The organism is Enterococcus sp. B2E4, from assembly GCF_030499455.1.
GTDB classification, from domain to species: Bacteria; Bacillota; Bacilli; order Lactobacillales; family Enterococcaceae; genus Enterococcus_D; species Enterococcus_D casseliflavus.
On record NZ_JAUKPK010000001.1, the window covers coordinates 241,674 to 255,174 of the forward strand.

Below are 13,501 nucleotides of genomic sequence, written 5' to 3' on the forward strand. Positions count from 1 at the left end.
ATGAGAATCTTTACTTGGCTCCGCGACCACCGCTCACTGTTTAAAACCCTCTTCTTAATTGCAGTCGCCGTGATCGTGTTCGGCGAGCTGCTCTCGTTAAGCAAGACGATCTCGATTGATCAACTAAAACAATTGTTTGCGCAGCTATCCCTTTGGCGAGTGGCTTTAATGGCTGTCATTGGCTTACTGTGTGTCTTTCCCATGGTCTTATATGATATCGTCTTGAATCGCTTGCTAGGGGAGAAACCTGATCGCCGTTATTTACTAGAAACCAGCTGGATCATCAATACCATGAACAATTTGATCGGCTTTGGCGGTTTCATCAGTATCGGGTTACGGTCGGAATTTTATGGCAAAGGAAAAAAAGGCAGAGACGTTGCCCAAGCAATATCGAAGATTTTTATCTATTTGATGTCTGGTCTTTCGATTTTATCGCTTGCTGCGCTGGCATTCGTCCTCTTCGGTCCCACGACCGATTATCTCCAACAGTATTGGATCTGGCTTTTAGGCGGCAGTCTTTATTTTCCAATCGTCTATGCGCTTAGTTTTTCCAAAAAAAATGCCTACTTAGGTGGGCTGCAACGACGCGATCGTCTGCAGCTGATCGCCGCTTCCTTATTGGAATGGCTAGGTGTTTTTGCCGCCTTCTTTACGACGGGTCTGTTGATGGGTCTCTCGGTCGATGTGTTTCAACTGTTGCCGCTTTTCATCGCTGCTTCCGTGATTGGGATCGTCTCGATGATTCCCGGGGAACTGGGAACCTTTGATGTCATGATGATCATGGGAATGGGTTCACTACAGATTCCCCGTGAAAGTGTCATTGCCTGGCTCTTGCTGTTCCGCCTGTTTTATTACATCATTCCCTTTTTGATCGGTTTGCTTTTTTTCTCAAAAAATGTCGGTGTCTCCCTCAACCAGCGCTTTTCTGGTATTCCAAAAAGCTTGTTGTTGGAAGTATTCCACAAGATCGAAGTGTTGTTGCTTTATCTGACTGGAACGATGTTGGTGCTTTCCGCCACGATCCCAGAAGCCTTTGATCAAATCAAATGGTTAGCCCACCTCAATCCGATTCGCTTGAATTTTGTGATGCAGTACCCGAGTATCTTTCTCGGCTATCTCTTTTTGATTGCCGGTCGCGGCATCTCTGCCCGTGTCAGTCGCGCGTATGTGCCGACGCTTTTGTTGATTGCAGCAACGATCGGCTATGCTATTTTTGCGGGGTTCCGCTTTTCGACCATGCTGTTTCTTCTATTATTACTGGCGATCATGATTTTTTCAAAAAGCGAGTTATTCCGAAAGCAACTGGTTTTCGCTTGGGAATGGCTAACGATCGATGGTTTGCTGATTGGTTCATTGACGATCCTCTATGTCATTATCGGGGTCTACAATATGCCCCATATCAATCGGCATCCGACGCATCACCATTCGATGGATTTTTTGCTTTTCCCTTCTGAAAAATTATGGCTCCAAGGCTTCGTTGCGATTTTATTCGTCGCCGTTGCGATGCTGCTGTTTGCACGCTACTTGATGGGACCAAAGCACCAACTCGGTGTCAGTGCCGCCACCGATAAAGTGAAGCATATTTTGAACACTTATGGCGGCAATAGCGATAGCCATCTTGTCTATTTAAAAGACAAGCAAGTGTACGTTTATCCAGAAATCGGCGAGCCGACGGTCTTTTTTCAATTTACGACCTTTAATAATAAATGCTTAGTCATGGGGGATCCTTCTGGGAAGCAAGCAGACTTTCCCCAGGCACTGGAAACCTTTTTAACAGAGATGGATCAGTGGAATTACTTGCCAGTCTTTTATGAAAGTAGTGAAGAAATGGTGATGCTACTGCATGAATTCGGGTATGACTTTATCAAATTCGGTGAGAAAGCCTATGTGGATCTGCCTAGCTTCACCCTCTCAGGAAAGAAAATGAAGGGACAGCGGGCATTGAACAACAAGATCACCAAAGAAGGCTTTACCTTTGATGTGCTCACTCCACCCTTTTCAGCCGAAACCTTTGCCACCCTTAAGGAAATTTCTGACAACTGGCTAGATGGACGGAAAGAAAAAGGGTTCTCCCTTGGATTCTTTTCAGAATCCTATCTGAGTACCGCACCAATTGCAGTCGTCCGTAATCAGCAACAAGAGATCGCCGCGTTTGCTTCCTTTATGCCAACCTATCAGACAGGCTTAGCTTCCATTGATCTGATGCGTCACGATCCTGAAAAAGCCCCGAACGGAACGATGGATTTCTTGTTTATTCAGCTGTTTGACTATTTTAAAGAACAAGGCTACCAACAATTCGATTTAGGTATGGCACCATTAGCCAATGTTGGTACTTTCCGCAGTAGTTTCTTACAAGAGCGGATCGCCTATCTCGTTTACACTTTCGGGTCTCGCTTCTATTCTTTTGAAGGATTGCGGGAGTACAAACAGAAATATGCCGCTTCTTGGTCCCCTCGCTACATCTTATATTCTCGAGACAGTTGGATCGGTTATGTCATGATTGCTCTGTTGATCGTCGATAATCAAGCGGCAGACAAAACGAAATAAAAAAGCTCAAATGCGCCGGTTTATTCTCGGAGCATTTGAGCTTTTTTCATTTGTTGCGCTTCAAAGTTATTCTACTGATTTAGATTGTGCGTTTTCCCAAAGTTGTTTGACGACTGGAATATTTCCTAGTTCCGTCATATTGGATGGCAGAATGACCGTGTTGGTATTGCTGTTGACCACGTCTTTAAAGGCTTCGATCCCTAGATAAGATAAGGAGCGCTCGTCTAGCTGGCTTTCTTTGATTGCTTCATTGATAGCTAAAATCCGTTTGCGTTCAGCTTCAGTGATTTTCGCGATTCGTTCCGCTTCTGCCTCAGCATCGATCCGTACACGTTTTGCCCGCGCCTCTGCATCGATTTGGGTTTGTTCTGCCCGAGCTTGCGCGTCGATCGTCATTTGCGAAGCTTTGGCTTCGGCACTTAAGACTGAAGAAGATTTCTCCCCTTGGGCTCTTGTGATCATGGATTCTTTGTCTCTTGAAGCTGTGATCAATTTATTCATTGATTCAATGATTTCTTGGGAAACTTTGATTTCCCCGATATTGATCCGGTCGATCGCTAACCCATAGCCAGCAGTGATGTCTTTGATTGAAGTAAATAGAGCCACGTTGATTTCTTCAGTTCCATTTAGAACCTCGTTCAGATCCATTTTCCCGATGATCCCCCGTAAGTTTGATTGGGCATCTTGAATCATTGAGATAACGGAGTTTTCATTTTCGTAAACAAAAGCACGAACATCAGTGACGTGGTATTTGATTGCTTCATCGATCTGCACGATTACGTTGTCTTTCGTAATTGCACTTTGCGGTTCGATCTCCAAAGGAATCTGTTTCAAGGACACTCTTTCTCTAACTGTATACAAAATCGGAACAAGAAAATGAAGACCTGGCTCCAACGTTCGAACATATTTCCCAAAACTTTCCACAACTTTGACTTCCCCTTGACGAACGATCACAGCAGTGCTTGCGATCAGCCAAATCAGAACCACTAATACGAAGATAACTAAAATAATTTGGATAATGATCATTGTAAAAACCCTCTTCCATTTTCAAATAATGTATTGTTAACACGGGTCAATAAGACACCGTTTTCAACCCCGATAATCTCTAACATGACATTTTCAGCAGGAATCCCTGCAATCACTCGATATTCTGTGTAGGTGCCATAAAGACGGATATAGCCTGAATAATGATCCGTCAGCGATCGAAAATAACGTCCAACCGCTCGTTGTTCCATGTAGTCTACGATGATTTTCCACCCTCTTTGCCTTCGTGCAGGTTATTTTTCGTTTCAATTGATTCGTTCATTCTATGACAAGTGTTACTAACTATAATAGCACGTTTCACCCAAGAGGACAGTATACATTTCATAATTCCCTCCTTTTTAGAAAAAAAAGACGAGCTGAAAACAAATCCCTTGCATTTGCCAAATAAATTGCATACAATCTAATTGTACAAAATATAAAAATCAGGAGTGAAGAAATAATGAAAAAAATGTATTCGACAAAAATGATCAACACTGGCGGCCGCTCAGGAGAAGTTCATAGTCCCGATCATTCATTTGAACTAAATATTACTGCACCTGGCAAACGTGTTGAAAATGCCACCAATCCAGAACAACTTTTTGCGGCTGGGTTTAGTGCTTGTTTCAATAGTGCCCTTGAATTAGTAAAAAGCAACAAAGGAATCGACGGTGCTTCGACTGTCAGTGCACAAGTGACGTTATACGCAGAAAGTGAATCAAGCTTTGTTTTAGGCGTTGAGATCGAAGGTCAAATCGAAGGTTTATCAACAGAGGAAACACAAGAATTGCTTGAAATCGCTCATACCGTATGTCCTTACTCAAAAGCTACAGCTGGCAACATTGAAGTGACTGTCAAAGCCGTTAGCGAGTAGACTTTCGTTGAAAAAACAGCTATGATAAGAGGCGGATGTTAGAAAAAGGGGTGAAAACATGAATGTCTTAGCGTTAGAAAACCAATTGTGTTTTCCTCTATACGCCGCTTCAAAAGAAATTATCAAACAGTACAAAAACTTACTGGACCCGTTGAATTTGACCTATACCCAATATTTAGTGATGTTGGTGTTATGGGAAGATGAAGCGATCAGTGTCAATGAATTGGGGAAGCAATTATGTCTAGATTCTGGCACACTGACACCGGTTTTAAAAAAGCTTGAAGCAAAAGGATACCTAGTAAGAAATCGAAATCAAGACGATGAACGTTCCTTGCGGGTCACATTGACTGATTCAGGCAAAGGACTCCATGAACAAGCGCTAGAGATCCCCTGCAAAGTAACGGAATTCTTGCCCCTTGAACCGGAAGAACTGTCAGTCCTCCACGAATTGACGACCAAAATGGTCCAAAAATTTCAAGAACAAGAAAAATGATCCGCTGTTTTCACAGTGGATCATTTTTTTATCTTTTAAACCTTCACTAACAAACAGCGAAGAAAACGGGATGACCTACGAAGCTTTGGTTTTCAATTCGCCAATAACATTTCGCAACTGAGTTAATTGTTCTGGGTCTTCAATTTTTTTGATCGCAATTTTTACCAGTTCAAAAATTTGTTCCTCCGTCAAACCACTTTGCAAAATCTCCAATTCGGTGACGGCTGGTTGGAAACGACGAGCCAAAACTGACCCACTCATCTTGATACTTGCGATCTCAAGTATCCCTTTATTGACTAACTTACGAATCACTGACAATGACGTGTTGCGATTCAAGCCGAAGCGTTCACTAAATTCGGTACAGCATAGCGGCTCATCCACAGCCCAAAAACAAACTAAGACTTCCCACTCTTTTTTTGAAAAACTCAAGTAATTCATAACTGCTCCTTTCCATGCCAATCAGGCTGGTTCTTATTTTCTAATCAAAACAATCGCAGCTATTGACATAAGCTATCTATCCTCTTCATTTTACGATTGTTTTTTCTTTCACTAAAAGGATTATATACCAATAATAATCTATTTTATTCATAATTTCAAAATAATTTTTATTTTAATGATAAATAACACGTTTAATTCTCCTTCTTCTCCATAAAAAAAAAGCGACTAGATGCGCTAGTCGCTTTCTTTTCTATCAAGTGATCCTAAGAAGAACCGCTTATTGGATGTTGAAGATCAGGCTTTCGTGCTCTTTTTCTTTTAAGGAATAGCCACAAAACTCTTTATTCAAATTCGGATAATCGCGTTCGATCATCTGAATAACCTCGATTTCCGTCAAAAATTTGTCTTCTGACAATTGCAACGAGTTCAACAAGACAAAGCGTGAATCATAGCCTAAAATCTCTGGCATCAATTGCCAAAAATTTGAGTGATCAATTTGTTGGATCGTTTCTTCAAAGTTAGCAATCAATTGTTGTACATGATCATAGACTTTGGGATAATCAGATTTTAACAAATCCAACAGTGCTTGATCGACCACCTTATCCAAATAAGCCTTTGTGTCCGTATAGATTATTGAAGAAATCACTTATTTCATCAATCCTTTCATTCAAATGCCATATTCGACATCGTCAAGGATGGCTCCCTGTTCCTATATATAGCATACTATCGGTGATTTTCGTTCTCAGATTAAGGATAGAATCAAGAAAAAAAGGAGAAGTCGTTTTTTGATTCCTCAATCTTACTCCACAATAGCAAAATTTTGCTGAACTGATAAGCAAAGCGAATCAGCAACATCTGAAAATGAGAAATTTGTCAGATTTCCCTCCTTTTTTAGATAGATTGCCTCTCTTCTATACGAAAAATCAGCCGCCAAGGATCGCATCCTTTAGCGTGATCGATTTGAAACAAACAACCAGCAGCCCTTATTGCCCTTCACAAAAAACGGAGACAGCATAATCTCAGACAGAACCTTCAGCAACATGTATAATTAAAGTAGAGAAAGTCATCAAAAATAAACGAGACGAGGAGTGGAGCAAAGATGAAGAACCATTGTAAATGCGGCAAGAAGTTAACTGGCAATGAAAAAAGCTGTCCGGACTGTAAACACAAAAAACAGCAAACTTTAGATTCCTTGGAAAAATTCGTTAAATACGGCAGTTTTGCTTTAGCAGGCCTATCATTAGTTTTAAAAATTGCGAAAAGTCGACAAAGTTAGCAGTGATCGACTGAGAACTTTAATAAAAAAAAACGCCGTAATGGCGTTTTTTTTATTAGTCTACAATCATACTCTCCAACTGCCAATTGACCGTACCAGTATACGTCCCCGGTTGAATCAAATCAAAATCAGGAACAAATCGTAAATAGCAGTTGTATTCATTTAAAGCAAGGGTCAAATCAGCCTCGCCGTCGGGAAGCTGCTGAAAAAGGATCGTTTCTTCTTTCGTAACTGTTGCCACCAAGTGATCGTCGAGCGGATCATAGATCACGAATTGGACTTCTTCTGCCAACTGCTGCTGGTCTTGCAAGAAATCAGTCATTTGCCCACTAAGCTGCCAAGTCCCTTCACTGCTGTTACTGATAGACAGCAGTGCCGAGGTTTGATCAAACGAAACAGGAAGATAGGCAAAGCCATCACTTCGGATCGATCGTGCGAGCTCATTTACATTGATTGTCGGTCCGTTGATCGACTCCGGCGCACTGAGAAATTGTACACTGCCTCGAAAATCAATGCCATAATAATGGGTTTCTGATTGATTTCCTTCTGCATCGATCACAAAAGCAGCAAGATAATAAGTGGTTCCCGGCTCCAGATTCGCGGTATCTCGTTCCAACGTGTATGTAAAGGGATCTGCCAATGTGGCACGCTCTATCTGAGCTGTTTCTAAGAAATCTGCCTCCGTCACCGTCTCTGCTTCCGTAAAAAAATCCGTAACATACAAGCGTGCTTGCGTTGAATTGCGGTCATCGATGGTAATCGGGGTAAAGCACAAACGGTTTTCCCGCACGATCTGCTGGGTTTCTTTCGCTTCTTCTAAGGTAGGCACACCCGTTGTCAGCGTGGGCGGAAACACACCGGTCATTGTGTAGGAATGCGTCTCAGGGCTGCCAGATACGAGACTCGATACAAAGGCATTCCCTTGGAAGGTCGTTTGCACAGGCACTGTTTGATTCAAGTTCTCATTGAGCGGCGCCCCCGTATAGGTAATCGAATAGTGGATAAGATAGTCATTCCCTTTGGCTAATGCAGGTAGGGTCGCGACCAACTCACCAGCTTCAACGCTAAAATCAATCGGCGTGCCGCCTTCTGGCATACCATTTACCATCAAATCAGAACCACCGAAATACACTGTCTCATCGACTAAAGAAAAGCCTTCTGGAAGAAACGAACGCAGCTTGATGCCTGCTTCCAACTCCGTTAAATCACTGGTGTCCTTATAAGAAAGATACGTGGCATAAGTAATTGTTTTTTGCGCATCAACGACTGGTGGTTGACTCAGAGCTGTCTCAGTATCTAGCAAAAGCTTGTTGGGGTCACGTTCAAATACGCCTGTACGCAATTCCATATCGACCAAGCCTTCGACATCAATGAATGCCACTGCTTTTTCTTGGACATTTCCACCATTAGCACCAGTAAAACCAAAATAAACTGGCGCATTGTTGGTCAAGTTCAAGTTCGTTTTGAACGTATCATCCACGGGTACCGTGACATCGACCCCAAAATCTGGGACAGAATAATGCAAGGTTTGATTGGGCTGATCGAAAGTAACGGTAAACGTATGCCACTGGCTATCGGAAATATCAGTGACCGCAACAGTATCAAGATGGTTGACGACTTTATACGACGGCAGCCAGCCTTCCGTCGTATAGGCGTCGTTTGAACCTGGAAAATTCCATGCGATATGATGACTATTGGGGGCATCACGATCTATGGCACCATGGAGACCCAGACTACCAGAATTGTAGTAAGTATCGAATTCGATGGCAAAGCTTTGCGGAATCGCTCCGGTATTCAGTGGGTCGGTTCCCCCTACATTCGACCAAACACCAATCGTTGGACCGGCTTGTTGAGCAAGTGCATTTAAGCCAATGCTTTGCATAACAAAAGCTAAGCCATCGCTATCAGCAGCTGCATTTTCAATGCAAAAAGCCATTTCTAAACGAAAAGATCGGGTAAAAGAAACCGCTTTGTTGAACCAAACGCCCCCACTAACATTTGATGTCACCCCATCATTTATCTGAACATAGTTATAGCCATCCGATCCTTGCGGAGAACGAGCTTGCCCCACCGTAGTGATCAAGGTCTCATCGATCGGCAACGTCGCAAAATCTGGCTCAACGACGGTCGCCTCAACAGATGCGTTTCCTGTATAGCATAAGGCGATACCTAACAAGAAGAAAAGTAAAAAACGTGTCGTAAGAAATTTTTTCATCGTCATCCTCCGCTTTGTTTGATCAAGTGCTTAAATGAAGTCTTCTCATTCCTGCTCTGTTGTTTCCTTTGATTTTTTTCGTCGCAAATACATCAGGAGCAATAGACTGGAAATAAGCAGGAGAATGACCACTGCAACAATATATACCCAACGGTTGCTGTGAAGAGAGCCTGATCCCACGATCGTTTTTCGATTGATCGATTCAGCTTCTGGGCGAGAAACAGTAACGCTATCCTCAAAAACCCACGTTCCACGTGGGGCACTCAGCTCGATTTGAATGTGATAGGTTCCTGGCTCTACAATTTCTTCATCAAACGCGCTATAAAGATCCAGTGTAGAGTTTGGGCCAAATTGAAAACTTTCCGCAGTAAATCCCCCCACAACCCTGTCACTGTCTTGCTCACGAATCACAGTCTTAACAGCAATCTTCCCAAAAGCAACTGGCTGATCATTTTCAATGCGGCTTTTTAGGGATGCGATGCCGTCTTTTTCTATCGCCTCACTTTCGATCAAGGAAAGTTCAGGATCAGGTAGCGGATCTAACTGCTGACGAAGGCGGACACCTTGGACGATTTTATAGGTTGACGTAAGACTTGTTTCCTCCGCCTCTTGCCCCTCCTTTTGTTCTTCTTCAAAAGAAAAGGCACCTAAGATTTCACCTGTAAAACGCTTGTCATTCATTGAAAGAGGAAATACCACTTGGCGTGTTTCCCCTGGTGCAAGCTGAATCATTTGATTTGGTTTCTTTATCAAGGTCGTGAAAGACACCCCGCCAAAATCCTCTGCTGTTTCGGCTGCCTGATAAGCGATGATCCCAGTAGCAGCTGTGTAACTATTCAGTGCGGATGCTTGTATCGTAAGGGTTTCCGAACTCGTGTTATGAAGGGCAACGGTCAAATTCTGTTCGGTCTCATGATTTACCAGTAAGTCGAAATAAGTGACGTCACTGACTTGATTTTGGGGAAGTTCAGGGGTTACAGTGAACCGTGTGGTCTGTGCATGACCGGTGACTTTCGTAACGCAACACAAACTGATAAAGAAACTAATGAGTACGAAGCACTTGATTTGTTTTTTCATTGTCGCCCTTTCTTTCCTACTCTGCTTGATACGTGTTCGCTAATGTCCAAGTGATCGTGCCGCTATAAGTGCCGCTGTTCACATTTTGCTTTGGTACGGTTAATGAAGCATTGGAAAAGTTAAAGTCATTGGTTGCTAAGCCAGTTGTGCCATTAGCAGAAGCGATCAATGTAGGTTCTGTTGCCCCTACCATCAATTCGGTGCCCGATACTAGCGCTGCATCGCCAGAAGCCGTTGTACCATTTAAAGTGACTTTGGCATTTGCCAGCTCGTTATCGCTAGCATTCGTCATTTTCGATAATTGCGCCGTCAACTGCCAGCCAGCTTGATTCGGCCCACGGTAATCTGTGATCGATGTCACTTCATTCGACGTTGTTTGAATCACTTGTTCATCGGTAGCGATCTCTTGGATACTGCTTGTACCGAAGTTAAAATTAGTCACCTGATCCAGTGACAAGATTCCTTGCTCGATCGTTAGCGTTGCTTGACTCGTCATTGAAGCCGTTGGATTCGCTTCTGCTGCAGCTGCCGCAGTCGGCGCCATTCCTAAACCCATTCCGACCAAACCTAACATTACTGCCTTTTTGTTCATTTTCATCTCTTCCTTCACTTTTTTTAATGAGAAACCGAGGTTAATCGAAAAAAACAGCCTTAAAAAATAATAATTTAATTGGTGTTTTTTCATTCTATTCTCATCTATCATAAGTATAATCCATCATGGTTATCATACGGTTCACAGATTTAGCGTAAAAAAAACGCCAAAAAGGAGAATCCCTTATGTATCGAGAATTCATTTCTCCCGCAGAAGAAAAGAAATTAGAGATTTTCAAAGTTGTCTGTAATTCCAATGGCGTGACATTGGTCCAACTGTCAGAAGTTTTGAACATCCCACAAAAAAGTCTGCAAAAATATATTTATTTTTTAAATGAAGATTTGCAGCTGCTCTCCCCTCACCTGCTTCTATCAAAAAATCATTACAATCAGTATTTTGTTGATCAAGCAGAGGACGATGAACCTTTCTATGCAAAATTGATGTATCATTATTTGCTCAACTCCACACAATATACCTTGATTCACTACTTGATTGGGCGCCCGCAAATGACCTTGACGCAATTATGTTTGGATTTGCATGTCAGCCAATCGCATATGTATCGGTTGATCAAGAAAATCAATCAACTATTGGAAAAGTTTCAAATCCAAATTCGAACAGACCTGAATAATCGCATCGTTCTTGCTGGAAAAGAGCTTGATATCCGTATTTTCACCTACAGTTTCTTGACCCAAAGTGCGCCTGCTGATTTGTGGCTATTGCCGAGCGTTTCCCATAAAAATGTCGAAGAGTTTACAGCGTTCTTTGCTGTTTCTCACTTTGATCCGTTAACGAAAAATAAACTCGCTGCATTTTGGCAAGCAGTGGTCAGCCGAACGATCCAGAAAAAATATTTGCCAGCGATTCCTGAAAAATACATGGGATTGATGAATTTTTATTGTTTTTTACCAGAGGAAATCCTCGAATCGCTTTTTTTGAGTGCCGATTATGCCTCAGAAAAGACGCTTCAGTCAGAATATCTTTACTTAAATTTCTTTTTGCATGTCTTTTTGCCAGGGGTGATTCCCCAAGAGAAGAATCAAGCGATCATCCAAGAGATCAAACACTCTGATACCGATCTTGTGCGCTTTTTCACCGCAATGATCAAAGATTGGCACGATACCTTTGCTCCAAGTCAAGAAGTCGCCGAATTTGAAAAATTATTAAGCAGCTGTCTGCTGGTCTTCAATCTATCAATCATTATCGGCATCGATCTTCTGGAAGTGTGGCAACTAGAACACCAACTGTTGACCGAAAACACTCCTTCGAATGACAAAACCTATGAAGCAATCTGCAAGCTTTTACTGACCCATGTTGAAAGGTATCCATTTGCTGACTTGGACAAAAAGTATTTTGAACAGACACAGTTGCCTTATCTTGCGCATCTCTTGTTTTTAGAAACACAGATGAATACGCCCCCGACCGTGTCGATCTATATTCAAACGACGATCCAATACCGCACGAAGCAAATGATCGAGACAAGGATCCGTTCGATTTATTCCAAAGCTTCAGTGACTTTTATTAACCAGATGGAAGCAGCCGATCTATTGATCACCGATAGTTATGAAGAAGTGATTTTTTCCGAAAAATTAGTCTTACTGTCTAACCTACAAGCCGAACAAGAGTGGGCAGCCGTTTTTGCAAAGATCAATCAACTGATGATGACCAAGATGTTTGCCAAACAAGGAAAGTAAGCTGCCGATTCCATTTCCATCCACAAAAAAAGCCCGAGCATCTTTGCTCGAGCTTTTTTCCTACAAGTTTATCCAGGGTTGTTAAGCGAAGAAGCTACCACCCGTTACACTGTACACTTGACCAGTTACATAGCTTGCTTCATCAGAGGCTAGGAAAACGTAGACTGGTGCTAATTCGACTGGTTGTCCAGCACGTTTCATCAATTCTTTTTGACCAAATTCTGGGATCGCAGATTGTGGTTGGCCACCAGAAATTTGAAGTGGCGTCCAGATTGGACCAGGCGCAACGGTATTGACCCGAATGCCTTTTTCACTTAATTGCGCAGCTAGCCCTTTACTAAAGGAAGTAATGGCACCTTTCGTGGCTGCATAGTCTAAAAGATGGGCGCTTGGTTCCGCACTTTGGATCGAAGTGGTCGTGATGATGCTTCCACCAGCTGGTAAGTAATCCAATGCTTCTTGGACTGTCCAATACATCGAGATGATATTCGTTGTAAAGGTGTCTTGAATTTGTTGCGTAGTCAACTCTTTGATGTCCTTCACCGCTTGTTGCATCCCAGCATTTAGAACCAACGTATCTAACCCGCCTAATTCTTTGGCTGCTTCATGAACCAATTGACGAGCGAAGGTTTCATCTTTCAAATCTCCTGGGATCAAGACGGCTTTGCGTCCAGCTTTTTCAATGACTGCTTTGACTTCTTGCGCGTCTTCTTCTTCAAAAGGAAGATAGTTGATTGCAACATCGGCGCCTTCTTTGGCAAAAGCGATCGCTGCTGCTCGACCAATACCAGAATCACCACCGGTCACTAATGCTTTGCGTCCAGCTAATTTGTCTGAACCTGAATAGCTTTCTTCCCCGCAATCAGGTACTGGCTGCATCTTTCCTTGAATCGCCGGTGCTTCTTGCACCTGTTTTTCAAATTTGCCATCATAATACTTCGTTAACGGATTGTTGATTTTTTCTGACATGCTCGTTTCCTCCTTGATTATTTCTACATCTTATTTGTCATCGTTTGTTATGACCTTACTTAAAAGTGTAAAGGAAGATGGAGCGAATGAGAAACGAAACGCTCACCAGAAAAAAAGCATCTGTAAGAAAACAGATGCTTAGTAAAACGAAAATGATGCATGACTCAGTAGTGAAAACGCCCCCAGGCATCTCATCATTCTGCTGGGAAATCGTAATGAAATTTTTGTGTGCAGTGGTTGATTTTGCTACTTTTCTAGCAGTTCGAGGAGTGCCCGACGAAAGGCCTCCATCTCCTTTGCGGTCTGTAG

The 13,501-nt window shown here is 42.5% G+C and carries 12 protein-coding genes; 4 read left to right on the forward strand and 8 right to left on the reverse strand.

Going from position 1 to position 13,501, the window contains the following annotated elements; translation table 11 throughout:
- On the forward strand, positions 1 to 2,547 hold the full coding sequence (mprF, locus tag Q1X33_RS01205; protein WP_142965727.1) for a bifunctional lysylphosphatidylglycerol flippase/synthetase MprF: 2,547 nt from the start codon (positions 1 to 3) through the stop codon (positions 2,545 to 2,547).
- A 66-nt stretch (positions 2,548 to 2,613) separates the two neighbouring features.
- On the opposite strand, the gene Q1X33_RS01210 is transcribed toward mprF, so the two are convergent.
- Positions 2,614 to 3,573: an SPFH domain-containing protein gene (locus Q1X33_RS01210; RefSeq protein ID WP_142965728.1), complete on the reverse strand. Its 960-nt coding sequence runs from the start codon at positions 3,571 to 3,573 to the stop codon at positions 2,614 to 2,616.
- A complete protein-coding gene (locus Q1X33_RS01215; protein WP_005225691.1) occupies positions 3,570 to 3,782 on the reverse strand; it encodes a hypothetical protein in 213 nt (70 codons plus the stop codon). Before Q1X33_RS01215 ends, Q1X33_RS01210 begins: the two co-directional genes overlap by 4 nt.
- 248 nt (positions 3,783 to 4,030) lie before the next feature.
- Here Q1X33_RS01215 and Q1X33_RS01220 point away from each other — a divergent pair, with 248 nt between their 5' ends.
- Together Q1X33_RS01220 and Q1X33_RS01225 are read left to right on the forward strand one after the other, a co-directional pair.
- Positions 4,031 to 4,441, forward strand: a complete 411-nt coding sequence (locus Q1X33_RS01220) for an organic hydroperoxide resistance protein (RefSeq protein WP_026008061.1) — start codon at positions 4,031 to 4,033, stop codon at positions 4,439 to 4,441.
- 58 nt (positions 4,442 to 4,499) lie between these two features.
- Complete coding sequence (locus tag Q1X33_RS01225; RefSeq protein WP_142965729.1) at positions 4,500 to 4,934, forward strand: MarR family winged helix-turn-helix transcriptional regulator; 435 nt, start codon at positions 4,500 to 4,502, stop codon at positions 4,932 to 4,934.
- A 75-nt stretch (positions 4,935 to 5,009) separates the two neighbouring features.
- Here the strand turns inward: Q1X33_RS01225 and Q1X33_RS01230 are convergent, their stop codons facing one another.
- From Q1X33_RS01230 to Q1X33_RS01250, 5 genes are all read right to left on the reverse strand, one after another.
- Positions 5,010 to 5,372: a hypothetical protein gene (locus Q1X33_RS01230; RefSeq protein ID WP_081116745.1), complete on the reverse strand. Its 363-nt coding sequence runs from the start codon at positions 5,370 to 5,372 to the stop codon at positions 5,010 to 5,012.
- A gap of 277 nt (positions 5,373 to 5,649) precedes the next feature.
- Positions 5,650 to 6,018, reverse strand: coding sequence for a hypothetical protein (locus Q1X33_RS01235; protein WP_015509452.1), 369 nt, complete (start codon positions 6,016 to 6,018; stop codon positions 5,650 to 5,652).
- A gap of 685 nt (positions 6,019 to 6,703) precedes the next feature.
- Positions 6,704 to 8,863, reverse strand: coding sequence for an L-type lectin-domain containing protein (locus Q1X33_RS01240; protein WP_301969460.1), 2,160 nt, complete (start codon positions 8,861 to 8,863; stop codon positions 6,704 to 6,706).
- A 45-nt stretch (positions 8,864 to 8,908) separates the two neighbouring features.
- Positions 8,909 to 9,940, reverse strand: coding sequence for a DUF916 and DUF3324 domain-containing protein (locus Q1X33_RS01245; RefSeq protein WP_081116749.1), 1,032 nt, complete (start codon positions 9,938 to 9,940; stop codon positions 8,909 to 8,911).
- Positions 9,941 to 9,956: 16 nt separating this feature from the next.
- Entirely contained in the window at positions 9,957 to 10,625 is a 669-nt protein-coding gene (locus tag Q1X33_RS01250) for a WxL domain-containing protein (RefSeq protein WP_118214972.1), read from the reverse strand.
- A gap of 92 nt (positions 10,626 to 10,717) precedes the next feature.
- Here Q1X33_RS01250 and Q1X33_RS01255 point away from each other — a divergent pair, with 92 nt between their 5' ends.
- Positions 10,718 to 12,223 carry a helix-turn-helix domain-containing protein gene (locus Q1X33_RS01255; RefSeq protein WP_118214973.1) on the forward strand — a complete coding sequence of 502 codons (1,506 nt, stop codon included), beginning with the start codon at positions 10,718 to 10,720 and terminating at the stop codon, positions 12,221 to 12,223.
- Positions 12,224 to 12,304: 81 nt separating this feature from the next.
- Here Q1X33_RS01255 and Q1X33_RS01260 read toward each other — a convergent pair whose 3' ends face one another.
- Entirely contained in the window at positions 12,305 to 13,192 is an 888-nt protein-coding gene (locus Q1X33_RS01260) for an SDR family oxidoreductase (RefSeq protein WP_005225682.1), read from the reverse strand.
- Between the last annotated feature and the right edge of the window lie 309 nt (positions 13,193 to 13,501).